Origin of the sequence: Pseudomonas qingdaonensis (assembly GCF_018398475.1) — a bacterium.
GTDB classification, from domain to species: Bacteria; Pseudomonadota; Gammaproteobacteria; order Pseudomonadales; family Pseudomonadaceae; genus Aquipseudomonas; species Aquipseudomonas palmensis.
Genome location: NZ_CP074676.1, coordinates 4,915,247 through 4,931,298 on the forward strand (window position 1 = coordinate 4,915,247; position 16,052 = coordinate 4,931,298).

At 67.5% G+C, this 16,052-nt stretch carries 15 protein-coding genes; 5 read left to right on the forward strand and 10 right to left on the reverse strand.

What is annotated here, in order from left to right; genetic code table 11:
- The 3 genes from KH389_RS22395 to KH389_RS22405 are packed head-to-tail and all read right to left on the reverse strand — an operon-like array spanning position 1 to position 3,885.
- Positions 1-201 (reverse strand): DUF1656 domain-containing protein, encoded by a 201-nt coding sequence (locus KH389_RS22395; protein WP_043860978.1) that lies wholly within the window; start codon positions 199-201, stop codon positions 1-3.
- On the reverse strand, positions 191-2,377 hold the full coding sequence (locus KH389_RS22400) for an FUSC family protein (RefSeq protein WP_213606265.1): 2,187 nt from the start codon (positions 2,375-2,377) through the stop codon (positions 191-193). The genes KH389_RS22395 and KH389_RS22400 overlap by 11 nt, the downstream gene beginning before the upstream one ends.
- The gene (locus tag KH389_RS22405; protein WP_058540855.1) at positions 2,374-3,885 is read right to left on the reverse strand and encodes an efflux transporter outer membrane subunit; all 1,512 of its coding nucleotides are present in this window, start codon (positions 3,883-3,885) and stop codon (positions 2,374-2,376) included. Before KH389_RS22405 ends, KH389_RS22400 begins: the two co-directional genes overlap by 4 nt.
- Before the next feature lie 186 nt (positions 3,886-4,071).
- On the opposite strand from KH389_RS22405, the gene KH389_RS22410 reads away from it, so the two are divergent.
- Complete coding sequence (locus KH389_RS22410) at positions 4,072-5,019, forward strand: LysR family transcriptional regulator (protein WP_043860975.1); 948 nt, start codon at positions 4,072-4,074, stop codon at positions 5,017-5,019.
- A gap of 73 nt (positions 5,020-5,092) precedes the next feature.
- Positions 5,093-6,064 carry a 2-hydroxyacid dehydrogenase gene (locus tag KH389_RS22415; RefSeq protein ID WP_058540854.1) on the forward strand — a complete coding sequence of 324 codons (972 nt, stop codon included), beginning with the start codon at positions 5,093-5,095 and terminating at the stop codon, positions 6,062-6,064.
- Positions 6,065-6,101: 37 nt separating this feature from the next.
- Here the strand turns inward: KH389_RS22415 and KH389_RS22420 are convergent, their stop codons facing one another.
- Positions 6,102-7,016, reverse strand: a complete 915-nt coding sequence (locus tag KH389_RS22420; protein ID WP_054914866.1) for a DMT family transporter — start codon at positions 7,014-7,016, stop codon at positions 6,102-6,104.
- A 136-nt stretch (positions 7,017-7,152) separates the two neighbouring features.
- Between KH389_RS22420 and KH389_RS22425 the strand changes: the two genes are divergently transcribed.
- Positions 7,153-8,028, forward strand: a complete 876-nt coding sequence (locus tag KH389_RS22425; RefSeq protein WP_104571958.1) for a helix-turn-helix domain-containing protein — start codon at positions 7,153-7,155, stop codon at positions 8,026-8,028.
- Positions 8,029-8,093: 65 nt separating this feature from the next.
- Here KH389_RS22425 and KH389_RS22430 read toward each other — a convergent pair whose 3' ends face one another.
- The 6 genes from KH389_RS22430 to KH389_RS22455 form a co-directional block, all read right to left on the reverse strand.
- Complete coding sequence (locus KH389_RS22430; protein WP_213606266.1) at positions 8,094-10,508, reverse strand: TonB-dependent siderophore receptor; 2,415 nt, start codon at positions 10,506-10,508, stop codon at positions 8,094-8,096.
- Between the two features lie 103 nt (positions 10,509-10,611).
- Positions 10,612-11,592, reverse strand: coding sequence for a FecR family protein (locus tag KH389_RS22435; protein ID WP_213606267.1), 981 nt, complete (start codon positions 11,590-11,592; stop codon positions 10,612-10,614).
- Positions 11,589-12,152 (reverse strand): RNA polymerase sigma factor, encoded by a 564-nt coding sequence (locus tag KH389_RS22440; protein WP_100633479.1) that lies wholly within the window; start codon positions 12,150-12,152, stop codon positions 11,589-11,591. Before KH389_RS22440 ends, KH389_RS22435 begins: the two co-directional genes overlap by 4 nt.
- A 4-nt stretch (positions 12,153-12,156) precedes the next feature.
- Positions 12,157-12,483, reverse strand: coding sequence for a DUF3325 domain-containing protein (locus KH389_RS22445; RefSeq protein ID WP_043859708.1), 327 nt, complete (start codon positions 12,481-12,483; stop codon positions 12,157-12,159).
- Entirely contained in the window at positions 12,483-14,060 is a 1,578-nt protein-coding gene (locus tag KH389_RS22450; RefSeq protein WP_088515557.1) for a PepSY-associated TM helix domain-containing protein, read from the reverse strand. Before KH389_RS22450 ends, KH389_RS22445 begins: the two co-directional genes overlap by 1 nt.
- Positions 14,057-14,362 (reverse strand): DUF3649 domain-containing protein, encoded by a 306-nt coding sequence (locus KH389_RS22455; RefSeq protein ID WP_043859706.1) that lies wholly within the window; start codon positions 14,360-14,362, stop codon positions 14,057-14,059. Before KH389_RS22455 ends, KH389_RS22450 begins: the two co-directional genes overlap by 4 nt.
- Before the next feature lie 201 nt (positions 14,363-14,563).
- On the opposite strand from KH389_RS22455, the gene KH389_RS22460 reads away from it, so the two are divergent.
- Together KH389_RS22460 and KH389_RS22465 are read left to right on the forward strand one after the other, a co-directional pair.
- Complete coding sequence (locus KH389_RS22460) at positions 14,564-15,064, forward strand: sigma-70 family RNA polymerase sigma factor (protein WP_054914873.1); 501 nt, start codon at positions 14,564-14,566, stop codon at positions 15,062-15,064.
- Complete coding sequence (locus KH389_RS22465) at positions 15,061-15,990, forward strand: FecR domain-containing protein (RefSeq protein ID WP_213606268.1); 930 nt, start codon at positions 15,061-15,063, stop codon at positions 15,988-15,990. Before KH389_RS22460 ends, KH389_RS22465 begins: the two co-directional genes overlap by 4 nt.
- Positions 15,991-16,052 lie beyond the last annotated feature (62 nt).

Genomic DNA, 16,052 nt, shown 5'->3' on the forward strand with positions numbered 1-16,052 from the left:
TCAACGGTAGACGGTCAGCGCCATGGCGCCAAAGAGGCAAATGAACAGGCACAGGCGCAGCAGCGCCGGGTGCCAGAAAAAACGGTAGCCGTCATGCCCGGCAATGAACCGGTCCAGCCCCCAGGCAAGCCCTGCGGCGAACAGGAACATCAAGGTCATGGTCGGCATGTACAGGCCGTGGAAGGCGATTTCACGGGGCATCGGGCAGTCCTTGCGTCGCGGGCAGGTGGGCCAGCGGCGATTGTGGGTCGAGCAGCGAGGTACGGATGAAGTGCAGGTAGCTCTGCACCCGGCGCAGGGCCGAGGTGTCGAAGTGCCGGGCGAAAGGTTCGTCGGTGGCCTGCACGCGGCTGATCGCATGGTCCACTGCCACCAGCGCACGCTCGTGGTTGCTGGCGGTGGGCTGCAGGAACAGCCGCGCCAGCGCCCGGCCCATCACGCGGATGGCCTGGCGCCAGGGCTGGGACTCGGCATAGCACGGGTGCACCGGGAGTATCGCCTGTTCCTTGCGCAGCTCGATGATCGCGTGGCCCACCTCCAGCACCACGAACATCCAGCGCAGCAGCTTGCTCTGCACCTGGGGCTGGCCCACGGCCAGGCCATAGGCCTGGTGCAGCAGGTCACGGGTGCGGCTCTCGAACGCCGAGCCCAGCCCGCGCAGGCGCCCGCTGATGGCGAACAGCACCTGGCCGCGCAGGTCCTGCTCCAGGCGACTCCACAGCCAGCGGCTGTTGGGCGGCAGGATGATCGCCCCGGCCGCCGCGCACACCAGCATGCCGATGACCATGGCGATGTAGTCGTTGACGAAGGTGTAGGGGTTGTACACGGTGAGGTTGTCGGGCACCGAGCCGGTCGAGAAGAAGATCAGCAGGCCAAGGCCATAACCGGCGTAGGCCGGGCGCGAGGCCAGGAACGCGCCCACCACGAACACCGGCGCCAGCACCATGCACAGCAGCGGGAAGCCGTCGATCCAGGGGAACACGAAGAAGGTTTCGAAGAACCCCACCAGCGCGCCGAACAGGGTGCCGCAGGCCATCTGGAACGACATGCGCTTGGGGTTGGGGGTGGCCGCCGACAGGCCCACGGTGGCCGCCGCGATCAGGGTCATCATGGCCCCGCTGGGCCACGCCGTGGCCAGCCAGAAGCTGCCCAGCACCAGCAGAATGAACGCGGCCCGCACGCCGGCGGCCAGCGACACCAGCCAGTTGGTCTGGGCCACGTAGGGTTCGTCCCATTGCTCACGGGCGTGGCTGTGCTCGGCCAGCGAGGCGTGGGTCTGGGCATAGCTGTGCAGGTCGTCGACGAAGCGGTACAGCAGTTCGTAGGCGGTGTGAAAGTCGAGCAGGTCGGCGTCGCTGGGCGCGGTGTCGAGGTAGGCGGCGCGCAGGCTGCGTACCCGCTCGGGCAGGTCGTCCTTGTAGGCGGCCAGTTGCTCGGCCAGGCGCGCGGCATCGGCGTGGGTCAGCGAGCGCCCGGCATAGCCGTCGAGCAGGTTGGCCAGGGCATCGAGGCCCGGTTCGATGGCCGTGACGATCTGCAGCGGGCCGCGCTGGCGCAGGCGCTCGAGCAGTTGGTGCAGGGCGTTGAAGCGCGTGGTGATGGCCATGAACTCGCTGTTCATGCGGCCCAGGCGGCCGTTGCGCCGGCGCATGTGCGGGTCTTCGAAGGCGGTCACGCTGCGCAGGCTTTCCAGGCCCACTGCCTCGGCGATGAAGCGCACGTTGCTGCTTTCGAAACGGTCGCGCTGGCTGTCGCCGCGCAGGCCTTCGGCGACGAAGCCGGCGAACACGCCAAAGCGCTGGTACAGGGCGTTGCGCATCGAGGCACTGGCCGACTGCGGCAGGATCGCGGCGCTGACCAGGGTCGACACCAGGATGCCCAGGGAGATCTCCAGCACCCGCCACACTGCCGCCATGAATGCCCCGTCGGGGTGCTGCAGGGCCGGCAGGCCGACCATGGCCGCGGTGTAGCCGGCCAGCACGAAGCCATAGGCGCGAAAGTTGCGGTAGCGCATCGCCCCCGCCGAGCAGATGCCCACCCAGAACGCCAGGCTGGGCAGGAACAGCTCGGTGTTCTGCGGGAAGATCGCGATCAGCGCGACCATCACCGACGAGCCGGCCAGGGTGCCGAGCAGGCGGTAGAAGCTCTTGGCGAACACGTGGCCGCTCTGCAGCTGCATCACGATGAACACGGTGATCATCGCGGTGCGCGGCTGCGGCAGCTCCAGGCGCATGGCCAGCCACAGGGTGAGAAACGCCGCGCTCAGCACCTTGAAGATGTACACCCAGGTGACGCCGTCGCTGCGCGCCCATTCGAAGAAGCCGCGACGCCATTCAAGTGATGCCAGCCAGCGAAACGGCAGGGTCATGGCGCTCATTTGTCGAACACCGCCAGGGAGCGCGGGGTGGCCGGTGCGGCCTGCTTATCCGGCGTCGGCACATCGTTGCCGGCGCCCAGCCCACCGCCCAGGGCGGTGACCAGTTCGGCATGCGCGGTCAGGCGCGCGGCCTGCACCTGCTGCTGGATCTGCTGCTGGCGAAACAGCAGGGTCTGCGCATTGAGCACGTTGAGGTAGTCGGTGAGGCCGCGCTGGAACGCGATCATGGCGATGTCGTAGGTCTTCTGCGCCGAGGCCACCGACTCGGCGGCAAAGTGCTGCTGTTCGTCCATCGAGTGGCGGCGGATCAACTGGTCGGACACCCCCTTGAGGGCCTCGACCACGGTCTGGTTGTAGCGCGCCACGGCGATGTCGTAGCCGGCCGAGGCCACGCCCAGTTGCGAGCGCAGGCGGCCACCGTCGAACACCGGCAGGCTGATGGCCGGGCCGACGTTGTAGTTGAACTTGCGCCCGGTGAGAAACTCCAGCGCACCGCCGCCGGTGGCCATGAAGCCGAGCCCGCCGACCAGGTCGACGTTGGGGAAGAAGCCGGCATGCGCCACATCGATACCGCGCGCCTGGGCCGCCACCTGCCAGCGGCTGGCAACCACGTCGGGACGCTGCCCCACCAGCTCGGCAGGCAGCGCCGACGGCAGCTTGAGCGCGGTGGCCAACGAGAGATTGGGCCGCTGCAACTGCGCACCCTCGCCCGGGCCCTTGCCGGCCAGCGCGGCCAGCTGGTTGCGCGCCAGGGCGATTTCTTCATCGAGGCTGTCGAGCTGGCGATGGGTTTCGGGCAGCGGCGTCTGCGCCTGGCTGACCTCGAAATGGGTGCCGATGCCGCCGGCCAGGCGCCGTTCGGCCAGGGCCAGGATCTGCTCCTGCTGGGCCAGCTCGGCCTTGACGATGTCGCGCTGGGCAAAGTGCAGCGACAGCTGGATGTACACCTTGACGATGTTGTTCTGCAGTTCGAGCTGCGCCTGGCGCGCCTGGGCCACGCTCATGTGGGCCATGTCCACGGCCTGCTCGCTGGCATTGCGCTCGCGGCCCCACAGGTCCAGCGCATAGCTCAGGCCCAGGGTGGCATTGTTGTCCCAGGTGTTGGCACCGGACAGCGCGCCGGGGCCATAGAACTGGTCTTCGGGCCAGTTGTGGCGCTTGAGGCTGGACTGGCCGTTGACCTGCAGTTTTTCGTCGGCCTCGATCACCCCGGCCATGGCCCTGGCTTCACGCACGCGGGCAGCGGCCATGGCCATGGTCGGGCTGCCCTGGAGCGCCAGGGCGATCCAGCGCGCCAGTTGCGGGTCGCCATAGGCTTGCCACCATTGCTGGTCGGGCCAGTGGGCATCCTGCGCGGCTGCTCGGATGGCCGCGTCGGTGGTCAGGGTATTGGCTTGCAGCGTCTTGCTTTGCGGGGCGATGCCCCAGGTTCCGATACAGCCGCTCAAGGTCAAGCTAAAGGCACAGACACTGAGCGCATTCAGCGCTCTGATGATGCGACGCGGCACAGCTGCGAGTTCCCGACTAGAAGGTGGATGACGCTAGGTGACGCAATTCTAGGGGGCCGCCGCACTGGCGATAAGCGTGCTTTACTGCGAATCTTTGTTACGAAAACCGCGATAATCCGGCTTTAGTCTGAAGACTGCTTTGGTTACTTCATGTCACAATTCTGTCGTCTTCCTTGAGAGCGCCCCATGGACACCCTGCAAAACATGCGTGCTTTCAGTTGCGTCGCGCAAGTCGGCAGTTTCACCGCCGCTGCCGTGCAACTGGATACGACCACCGCGAACGTGTCGCGGGCGGTTTCCAATCTTGAAGCGCACCTGCAAACCCGCCTGCTCAACCGCACCACCCGGCGCATCGCACTGACCGAAGCGGGCAAGCGCTACCTGATGCGCTGCGAGCAGATCCTCACCTATGTGGAGGAAGCCGAGGCCGAGGCCAGCGACGCGCATGCGCGCCCGGCCGGGCAACTGAAGGTGCACTCGATGACCGGCGTGGGCCAGCATTTCGTCATCGACGCCATCGCCCGCTACCGCGAAACGCACCCCGACGTGACCTTCGACCTGACCATGGCCAACCGCGTGCCCGACCTGCTGGACGAGGGCTACGACGTGTCCATCGTGCTCGCCAGCGAGCTGCCGGACTCGGGTTTCGTGTCGCAGCGCCTGGGCATCACCTACAGCATCGTGTGCGCCTCGCCCGAATACGTGAAGCGCCACGGCGTGGCGCACAAGCCGGCCGACCTGCTCAAGCACGCCTGCCTGCGCATGGTGAGCCCGGTGATCCCGCTGGAAAAATGGCTGTTCGACGGCCCTGAGGGCCAGGAGGTGGTGAACATCACCCAGGCGCCCTTCCAGGTGAACTCGGCCGATGCCATGAAGGCGGCGATCCGCAGCGGCATGGGCGTGGGCGTGCTGCCGATCTACTCGGCCATCGACGGCCTGCGCGACGGCAGCCTGGTACGGGTGATGCCCGAGTACCGCCTGCAGGAGCTGAACCTGTACGCGATCTACCCCTCGCGCCAGTACCTGGATGCGAAGATCAAGACCTGGGTCGAGTACCTGCGCAACTCGCTGCCGGAGATCCTCGCGGCCCACGAGGCCGACCTCAAGACCCACGAGCTGCTCATCGCCACCTGAAATCTTGCTGCACAGGGGCGGCGGAGAATGATAGCGTGCTACCCATTCTCCCCTGCCCGCAGCGAGTTCGCCGATGAAAAAGACCGTACTGGCCTTCAGCCGCATCACCGCCCCGATGGTCGAGCGTCTGCAGCAAGACTTCAACGTGATCGTGCCCAACCCCAAGCTGGGCGACATCAATGCCCAGTTCAACGAAGCGCTGCCCCAGGCCCACGGCCTGATCGGGGTGGGGCGCAAGCTGGGCGAAGCGCAATTGCACAACGCTGAGCAGTTGCAGGTGGTGTCGAGCGTGTCGGTGGGTTACGACAACTACGACCTGGCCTACTTCAACCAGCGCGGCATCGCCCTGACCAACACCCCTGACGTCCTCACCGAAAGCACCGCCGACCTCGGCTTTGCGCTGATCATGAGCGCGGCGCGGCGGGTGGCCGAGCTGGACGCCTGGACCAAGGCCGGCGAATGGAAAGCCACCGTGGGCCCGGCACACTTTGGCAGCGACGTGCATGGCAAGACGCTGGGCATCGTCGGGCTGGGCAACATTGGCGCGGCGATTGCGCGGCGTGGCCGGTTCGGCTTCAACATGCCGGTGATCTACAGCGGCAACAGCCGCAAGACCGCGCTGGAGCAGGAACTGGGCGCGCAGTACCGCAGCCTGGATCAACTGCTGGCCGAAGCCGACTTCGTGTGCCTGGTGGTGCCGCTGGGGGCCAACACCAGGCACCTGATTGGCGAGCGCGAACTGAAGCTGATGAAGCCCAGTGCGTTTCTGGTCAACGTATCGCGCGGGCCGGTGGTGGATGAGGCGGCGCTGGTGGCGGCGTTGCAGCAGGGCACGATTCGCGGTGCAGGGCTGGATGTGTACGAGAAGGAGCCGCTGAGCGAATCGCCGCTGTTCCAGCTGGCCAATGCGGTGACCTTGCCGCATGTGGGCTCGGCCACGGCCGAAACCCGCGAGGCGATGGCCAACCGTGCCATCGACAACCTGCGCGCGGCACTGCTGGGCGAGCGCCCGCGCGACCTGGTGAACCCGCAGGTGTGGAAGTAAGGCTGCCATTCGCCAGCAAGGCGGGCTCCTGCAAGGGTTACGCGGCCCTGGTAGGCGCCGGCCTTGCCGGCGAAGGCGTCACCACCCGTCCCTTCCGGAACACCAGCACATTGCCCAGCATCACCAGCACCAGCCCGCCCAGCGCCGGCGCTGTCCACTGGTACCCCTCGTAGAACGCCGACACGTTCAGCGCCACCAGCGGGAACAGCACCGTGCAGTACGCCGCACGCTCCGGCCCCATGCGCCCCACCAGCGTCAGGTACGCGGTAAAGCCGATCACCGACCCCGGGATCACCAGGTACAGCAGCGACCCCACATACCGCACATTCCATTCCATCGCGAACGGAATACCGCTGACCACGCAGTACAGCGCCAGCATTCCGGCCCCGTAGAGCATGCCCCAGGCATTGGTGGTCATCGGCCGCAAGCCGGCCTTCTGCTGCAGGCTCGAGAGCATGTTGCCCGCCGAGAAACACAGCGTACCCAGCAACGCCAGGCCCAGGCCGATCAGGGTTTCGCGGCTGGCCGCATGCCCGGCCAGCTCCGGCCAGAACAGCAGCCCCAACCCGCCCAGCCCCAGCGCCCCACCCGCCAGCACGTTGGCCGCCACCTGCTGCCCGAAGAACACCCGCGCATTGAGTGCGTTCCATAGCGTGGCGGTGGAGAACACCACCGCGATCAGGCCGCTGGGAATCCACTGGCTGGCCGTCAGAAAGCACATGAAGTTCACGCAGAACAGGCACAGCCCCTGGGCCAGGCAGATCAGGTGCCCGCGCCGGTTCATCACCTGCAAGCGCCGCCCGATCAACAGCACGGCAAACAGCACCAGCGCCGCCAGGGCAAAGCGATAGACGATGGACACCGGGATGGCCACCACCCCCAGTTGCAGTTTCAGGGCGATCCAGGTGGTGCCCCAGATCAGCACGGTCAGCAGGTACAACGACAGGTTCATGGCATGCACTCCTCACGACAGCCTGCAGTGTCCGGCGCGGGCCGCCCCGTGCGCTTGCACAAACTTGCGGTTTTTTGCTGGGCGGGGCTGTCAGGCCCGGTGGCCGCGAGTAGGATGGCCGACAGAGGTAGACCCCATGACGCCGCTGGACCAGTTGCAAGTCTTTCAAGCCATGCACGCCTCGCCCAATGCCCGCCTGGAACACAGTGCGCAGCTCGGCGACGAGCTGGTCGCAGCCCTGTGGAACAACCGCCACGACGCCCGCGACTACGAAGCGCCCAGCCACCACACGCTGTCGTGCTATATCGCCGGCGGCACCGGCACCTTTCGCCGGGATCGCCCCGCCGCCAAGGGCGGGCCCGGCAAGCTGTGCATCCTGCCGGCCGAGCACGCCTCGAACTGGGTGATCAACGGCAGCATCCGCCTGGCGCACCTGTACATCAGCCAGTCGCAGTTCGCCCTGGCCTGCACCCGCCTGCTGGACCGCGAACCGCGCGAGGTGCAACTGCACGAAGCGACCTTCATAGACGACCCGGAGCAGGCGCTGCGCTTTGGCCGGCTGATCGAGCTGAACTGGGACGAGCCCGGCGAGCGCCTGCTGACCAGCAGCCTGGCCCACGAGATTCTCGACCATGCGGTGCTCAACCAGGTGGGGCTGCGTCGGGGGCTGCGCCTGAAGGGCGGGTTGGCGACGCATCAGCGCCGGCACCTGGCCGACTACATCGAGGCGCACCTGGAGCAGGCGATCAGCCTGGGTGAGCTGGCGTTGCTGTGCAACCTGTCGCACTACCACTTTGCACGGATGTTCCGCGCAAGCTTCGGCCTGCCGCCGCACCAGTACCTGCTGGCGCGGCGCCTGGCCCGGGCACGCCAGCTGCTGCGCTGTGGCGACGGGGCGTTGGGCGAGGTGGCATTGGCGTGCGGGTTTGCCAGTGCCAGCCATTTCAGCAATCGCTTCAGGCAGGTGGTGGGGGCCACGCCGGGGGATTATCGGTTGGCCATGCGCCGCTGATCGCGGGTCAAGCCCGCTCCCACAGGGCCCCCACCGCCCTCACGGTGGGTGTTCTTCCTGTGCTCTCAGAACTCTAGCGTACTCGACAGGCTCACCTGCCGCGCATCCCCCACTGCCACGAAGTAGCGGTTCACCGCCGAGCTGTAGTAGGTCTTGTCGAACAGGTTCTTCACGTTCAGCTGAAAGCGCACCTTGTGCTCATCCAGCCGGGTTTCATAACTGGCGAACGCATCCGCCACGGTGTACGCCGGCAGGTCGAAATCGTTCTCCGCGTTGCCGGCCCGCTCGCCCACATAGCGCGCCCCGGCGCCGACCCGCAGGCGATCACCACCGAACAGGCTGCCCACGTCATACACCGCCGACAACGACCCGGTATGCCGCGCCACGTTCTGCAGGCGGTTGCCCTTGAGCTTGGGGTCCTGGGACACTTGGGCGTCGGTGAAGGCATAGCTGCCGATCAGGCTCCAGCGCTCGCTCACCTGCCCGGTGAGGTCCATCTCCAGGCCGCGCGACTTCACTTCGCCGGCGCTGCTGTACAGGGTGTCGCCGGTGGCCGTGTCGAAATTGGCCACCAGCACGTTCTGCTTGGTGATGTCGAACAACGCCACGCTGCCGGTGATCGCCCCCGGCAGGTCGAGCTTGGCGCCCAACTCCCACGACTTGCCCTCTTCGGGGGCAATCGAGGAATCCAGCACCAGGCCACCGGTCATCGGCGCGATGCTGGAGTTGGGCTTGAACGACTCGGTGTAGCTGCCATAGAACGACAGCGTGTCGTCGACCTTGTACACCAGCCCCGCACGCGGCACCCAGGCCTGGCCGCTGTTGTCGGTATTGGCCTTGAACGGCCGGCCGCGACCGGCGTACTGGTCGAACTGCTGATAGCGCGCACCGGCCACCAGAATCCAGTGCTCGTCGAGGTGGATCGAGTCCTGGAAGAACAACGAGTTGCTGCGCAGCTTGTCGGTCTGGTCGCTGTCGCTGTCGCGCACGGCGGTGCCGGGCTGGACCTGGCCGTACACCGGGTCCAGGTAATCGAAGGTGTTGCGGGCACCGCGAATCAGGTCGGCACGAAACACCTTGCGGTACTCGTCATCCACCCCCACCAGCACGTCGTGCTGCATGCCTGCCAGTTGCAGCTTGCCGTCCAGGCTGACGGTGGCGAAGCGGTCGCTGCTCAGGGCGCCACGGGTGCCGTCCAGGTTGCGCGTGAGGGTGCCCTTGGCAGGGTCAACCGCGGTGACGCGCACCTGGCTGGCATCGTAGGTTTCGCGGTTGAAGCTGTAGCCGAAGTGGAGTTTCCAGTCATCGGCAAGCTGATGGTCGACCTCCAGGCGGTACAGGTCCGAGCGCCCTTCCATGTTGTTGAAGGGCTCGTCCAGCCGACGTGTGCTGGGGATGTTCAGCGGGTGGTTGGTGCGCGGGTCGATGGCCGTGCCGCGGTCGAACGGGTACAGGAACTCGCGGTGCTCATAGGCCAGCTGCACCTGGGTGTCTTCACCGAACCAGGCCAGCGACGGCGCCACCAGCGTCTCGCGGTGGGTGCCGAAGTTGCGCCAGTAGTCTTCGTCCTCGTGGTCGAGCACCAGGCGGTAGGCGAAGTTGCTGTCGCCCAGCGCGCCGGTACTGTCGAGCCCGCCACCGCTGCCGTTCTTGCCGCTGCCATAGCTGGAACCGCGCAGGTTCACGGCGTTGTAGCGCTGCAGTTGCGGGCGCTTGCTGACCACGTTGATCACCCCGCCCGGGTCCTGGATGCCGTACAGCAGCGAGGCCGGGCCCTTGAGCACTTCGACCCGCTCGGTGCTGGCATTGAGGCTGCGCCCCTGCACCAGCGGCATGCCGTCACGCATGATCGAGCCGTCGCGGTTGTCGCCGAAGCCGCGCTTCATCACGGTGTCGGCGGTGGCGCCGAAGTTGTTGCCCTGGGTGATGCCGCTGACGTTGCTCAGCGCATCGTCGAGGTTGCGCGGCGCCTGGTCGGCGAGCACCTGGGCCGGCACCACGTTGATGGCCTGGGGGATCTCCAGGTTCGGCACCTGGCTGCGCATGATCGCGCTGGTGGCCGGCGGCTGGTAGCTGCCGACGCTGTCCTGCTGGGACGAGACCGTGGTGGGCTCGAGGTTGAGTGCACCGGCCTGGGCCAGCGGTTCAACGGTGAGGGTGCGCGCATTCACGCGGCGGTAGGTGAAGCCGCTGTTGCCCAGCAGGCGCTGCAGGGCCTGCTCGGCACTGAACGTGCCCGTCAGGGCCGGCGCGGCAAGGCCGGGCAGCTCGACGGTGTAGACCACGCTCAACCCGGTCACCCGGCTGAAGTCGTTGAGCGCCTGGGGCAAGGGTTTGCTGGGCTGGGCAAAGCGGTACACCTGCTCGACCTGCTGCGCCGCCACCGCCTGGCTCACGCCCGCCCCCAGCGGCAGCCACGCTGCCGCCCCAAGCCCGATTGAAACGCAACGCACCAACGATGATTTTGCCCTGAACTTCATGCCGTCGACCTGTGAGTGAACCTGTTTCATGCGAATGAATCGCACTTTCAATCACTACACGGTTGCCGCACGTACTTACCTCACCGGGCCGTGAAAATATTTTTCAGCGCAGCAGCGTGACCCGCCCGAGCAGGGTCTTGCGCTGGAAGCCGGCCACCGCCCCCAGGGCGTCCAGCGCCGCCAGCGGGTCGGCGGCGGGGAAGCTGCCGCTGACCTTGCGCGCCGCCAGGGCGTCGTCCAGTAGCACGATGCGCCCGGGGTAATGCCGGGCCAGGTCGTCGACCACCTGCGCCAGCGGCGCCTGGTAGTAGTTGAGCCAGCCCTGGCGCCAGGCCAGGCGGTTCTCGCTGTCCACGCCCTGCACTGCACCGGCCAGGCCCTGGGCGTACTCCACCTGCTGGCCGGCCGTGAGCACCTGCTGCGCCTGCCCCGGCGCCGGCGTGACCCCGACCTTGCCCGAGAGCACGGTAACGGTGGTGCCCTGGGGCTGGCGACGCACCTCGAACCGAGTACCCATCACCCGCACCTCGCCGCCATCGGCCTGCACGGTGAACGGCGCACCGGTATGCGTGACCTCGAAGAACACCGCGCCGCGCCGCACCTGCACGCGACGCTGCCCACCGCTGAAGTCCACGTCGATGGCGCTGTCGGCATCCAGCAGCAGGTGCGACCGGTCGGCCAGGGTCACGGCCTTGAGCTCGCCCACCGCGGCCACGTAATCGGCGCCCAGGTCATCGACCCAGTTGGCCGGGTGCCAGCCCGCCCCCATCGCCACGCCCAGCACCACGCTGGCAGCCAGTGCCAACCCGGCCACACGGGCCGGCCAACGGCGCCGAGGCCGGTCCATCGCGCGCAGGTAGGCGTCCAGTGCCGGGGCGTCTTCGGCGGCCAGGCGTGCTGCAGGCGCGGCGGTCTGCTGCCACAGCGCCTGGGCCTGGCGCCAGGCCTGCGGGTGCGCAGGGTCGGCCAGCAACCAGCGCTTGAACGCGGCGCCCTCGGCATGCGCGGGCTGCTGGTTGATCTGGCCGAGCCAGGCGAGCGCGGCCTGCTGCTGTTCGGCGGTAGGTGGGGCTGGAGCGTTCATCGCGGGGCATTCCCTGGCTTGCGGGGCACGGCAGGCTCGGCGGCGATACTCGCCTTGCAGGCCTCGAGGGCACGCATCATATGTTTTTCCACGGCGCTTTGGGACAGGCCCATGGCCCGCGCAATGTCGGCATAGGTGCGGCCATGGATACGGTTGAGCAGGAAGATCTGGCGGGTGCGCTCGGGCAGCTCGCGCAGGGCAGCCTCGATCCGACGCAGGTCGCTGCCGGCCTCCAGCGCGGCCTCGGGCTCGCTGGCATGGCTGTCTTGATGCGGCGCCAGCAGGCTGTCGTTGACCCGCTCGCGGGCGCCTTGGCTGCGCAAGTGGTCGATGGCGATATTGCCGGCGCAGCGCAGCAGGTAGGTGTCCAGCGCCTCGACCTCGACCTGCGGGCGACGCCAGAAGCGCAGGAACAGTTCCTGCACCAGGTCGGCGGCGGTGGCCCGACAGCCCACGCGGCGGCTGACCAGGCGCTCCATGCGCGCACGCTGGGCCACGAACACCTGCACGAAACGTGCGCGGCCCGGGGCGTCGTCGTGGCTGTCGAGCGGCTCGCTCATCGTTTCAGTACGGCGCCAGCAGTGCCAGCGGCGCCAGCACCAGGCTGGCCGCGGCCAGGCCCAGCAGCAGGCGCGGGGCGTAGGGAAGGACGAACACCCACGCGCACAAGCCGCCCATCACTACCGCGCTCAGCTCCACCAGGCCCATGGCCCAGCCGCTGTGACGCACCGCCAGCCCCAGTGCCACGGCGATCAGCAACCAGCCGCCCATGCGCAGGCCACGCAGGCGGCGGGGCGTGGGCTTGTGCCCCAGCAGGTCGGTGTAATGGCGCTCCATGGCCAGGCACAACGCCGCCACTGCGGCAAAGCCGAACAACGCGATGGCCAGCATCACTGCACCTCGCTTTCGATCAGCGGTGCGGCCCTGGGCGTGCGTGCCGCGCGCTTGGGCGCCAACACCTGCGGGCGCAGCATCTTGCGCGCCATCCAGGCCAGCAGCAGGCCACAGCCCAGCGCCGTGAGGTCGAACCCGGCAATCATCCAGTCGCCCTGGGCGATCGCAGGCAGCAGGCCGGTGCCGGTGGTCAGGGCGTTGAGCACCGGCAAGGCGGCGAACAGTACCGCGCCCAGCAGCAGTTGCTCGCCCCAGGCGCGGCGCCCGGGGCGCAACAGTGCGTGCAGCAGGGCCAGGCCCCAGACGGCAAAGAAGCTGTCGACCTCAAGATCGGCACGTCCTTCAAGGGCCACCGGCAACAGGCGGTTGGCCCAGAAGAACGCCGCCACGGCGAGGATCAGCCCGCTCATGCTGGCGATGTTGAGCACCTCGACCAGACGCAACTCGAAGGGCTGGGTGCCGCTCTTGGCGTGCTTGAGCTGGCGCTTGCCCAGCCACATCACCAGCCCCGTGCCGATCACGGCAGTGCCGGCCAGGCCGAACACGAAGTACAGCCAGCGCAGCGTCGGGCCGGCGAAATGGCCCATGTGCAGGCCGTACATGCCGGCGGCAATCACCAACGGTGTGCTCTGCTCGCCCGGGGCCTTGAGCGGGGTACCCTGCACGCCGTCGAACAGCCAGCCGGCGCCGCGGTTCTGGGCGATGCCCTCGTTGCTGGCACGCACCAGGCGCACCCGTGCGTTGAGGTCGCCGGGGTTCTGCACCTCGACCCAGCTGATCTCGCTGCCGGGCGCCTGCTGGCGCGCCTGGGCATACAGCTGCGCCAACGGCACCAGCGGTGCCGGGGTGCCCGCCGGCTTGACCGGCTCGTCGCGCGAAAACAGCTCGTTGTAATAGGCCTGGAGGTTGTCGCCATACATCGTGCTGATGCTGGCCGGCATCACCATGGCCATGAAGATCACCAGGCTGCTGTAGCTGATCATCAGGTGGAACGGCAGCACCAGCACGCCGATCGCGTTGTGGCCGTCGAGCCAGGAACGCTGGCCCTTGCCGGGGCGGAAGGTGAAGAACTCCTTGAAGATCTTCTTGTGGGTGATGATGCCGGTGACCAGCCCCACCAGCATCATCAGCGCGCAGAAGGTCGACAGCCAGCGGCCCCACGGGTAGGGCATCTGCAACTGGAAGTGGAAACGGTAGAAGAACTCGCCGCCGCTGCTGTCGCGCGGGTGCAGTTGATTGCCGGTGGCGGGGTCGAGGATCTTTTCGTTGAAATCGCGCCGGCCGGCGCCGGGTGCACGCCAGCCCACGCGCAGGGTCGGGTCGCGTGCTTCGGGCAACTGGATGAACCAGCTGCCGGCATCGGCGGCGTTGGTTTGCAGGTAGCGCTGCGCCAGGCTCAGGCTGGCGGTGGTGTCGAGGGTGCGGTACGGGATCTCCGGCTGGGTCCAGTGGCTGATTTCGCTCTTGAAGTACGACAGCGTGCCAGTGAGGAAGATCGCGAACAGCAGCCAGCCGAAGATCAGCCCGGCCCAGGTGTGCAGCCAGGCCATGGCCTGGCGAAAGCCTTCTTTCATGGGGTTTGCATCCAGTAGGCCAGGCCGTTGATGGCGGCCAGCGCGGCGCCGGGCAGCAGCACCCCGAGCCAGGCATGCCAGGCGCTGCGACAGGCGAAGCACCAGAGGATTGCCACCAGGTAGAACAGAAACGACAGCATCATGCCGGTGACGACCGCGTCGGCCTTGGGCATGGGCAGCAACAAGGTGATGCACACGCTGGCCATGGCCGCCAGCAGGTAACCGCCGAGCAGCGCCGCGAGGCTGCGCGAGGTCACGGCCAGGCGATAACTGAAGGGCAGCCCGGCGGCTTTGCTTTTCATGACAGCGGGTCCAGTGTGAGGAGGGGCGTAATATTAATGATTAATATTCGCAGATGCAAAGACACCGCTTCAACCGGCCCAGAAGAAGCAGATCGGTGGTATGGCCGCTTGCAGCGGGTGGCTTGAAGCCTGTGGCTTCAAATCCTACAATGCGAACAATTCTTATTCTTTTGCGCATCCCCCGGCGCCGGAGTTGTCACGGTGCCCAGTGCCCAGCCCGCCCCTGCTTCGCTCGAAGGCCTCTACAGCGCCCATCACAACTGGCTCACCGGCTGGCTGCGACAGCGCCTGGGCTGCCCGCACAGCGCCGCCGACCTGGCCCAGGACACCTTCATGCGCCTGCTGCAGGCGCGCGAAACACCAACGCTCAACGAACCTCGCGCCTTCCTCACCACGGTGGCCAAGCGCGTGCTGTTCAACCACTACCGCCGCCAGGACCTGGAACGCGCCTACTACCAGGCACTGGCCCAGCTACCCGAAGCGGTGGCGCCTTGCGAAGAACATCGCGCGATCATTCTGGAAACCCTGATCGAACTCGACCGGCTGCTCGACGGCCTGCCCGTGGTGGTCAAGCGCGCCTTCCTGATGGCCCAGGTCGACGGCCTGGGCTACGCCGACATCGCCCGGCAGCTGGGCATTTCGCTGGCCACCGTGAAGCGCCATCTGAACAAGGCGGCCATGCGCTGCTACTTCGCCCTGTGAACGCCCAGGAATTCTCGCCAAAGGTGGCAGAACAGGCGGTGCACTGGCTGATCGAACTGCAGGGCGGTGCCCTCGACAGCCGCCAGCAACTGGCCATGGAGCGCTGGCTGCAGGCCAGCGAAGAACACCGTCGCGCCTGGGAGCACATACAGCGGGTCAATCAGCGCCTGCGCGGGCTGTCTTCGCCACTGGCGCACGCCGCCCTGCAGGCGCCACGCTCGGCCAGCCGGCGGCGCGCGCTCAAGGCGCTGTTGCTGCTCGGGGTGGGCGGCGCCTGCGGGCTGGCCCTGCAGCAGCACAACCCGCTGCCGCCCCTGCTGGCCGACTACCGCAGCCCGCTGGGCCAGCGCCGCCAGATGCGCCTGGACGACGGCACGCACCTGCACCTGAACACCGCCAGCGCCGCCGACGTGCGCCTGGACCGCGAACAGCGGCTGATCCACCTGCTCGAAGGCGAACTGCTGCTCAATGTGGCCGACGACCCCCGCCCCCTGCGCGTGGTGACCGGCAACGGCCTGCTGCAGTTGTCGAGCGGGCGCTTCAACGTGCGACAGTGGGCCGACCACAGCCAGGTGGCGGTGCTGCAGGGCCGGGCGATGCTTGCCGGGCATGCGCTTGAAGCCGGGCAGCAGGCGCGTTTCGACGGGCCACGCTGGGGCGCCACCCATGCGGTGGATGCCAACACCGGCGCCTGGGTCGACGGCATGCTGGTGGCTGCGCATACGCGCCTGGGGGACTTCATCGACGATCTGGCCCGCTACCGTCGCGGCCAGCTCACGTGCGATCCGGCGGTGGCCGACCTGCTGCTGTCGGGCAGCTACCCGCTGGCCGACAGCGAACGCATCCTGGACCTGCTGGAGGTGCCGCTGCCGGTGCGCGTGCGGCGCTTCACCCGCTACTGGGTCACGGTAGAAGCCCGCGCCTGAGATTATTTTCAGAACCTTGAGCCGTTTTTTCATCTCGCGTGACAGAGAAGGCAGAACCCTTT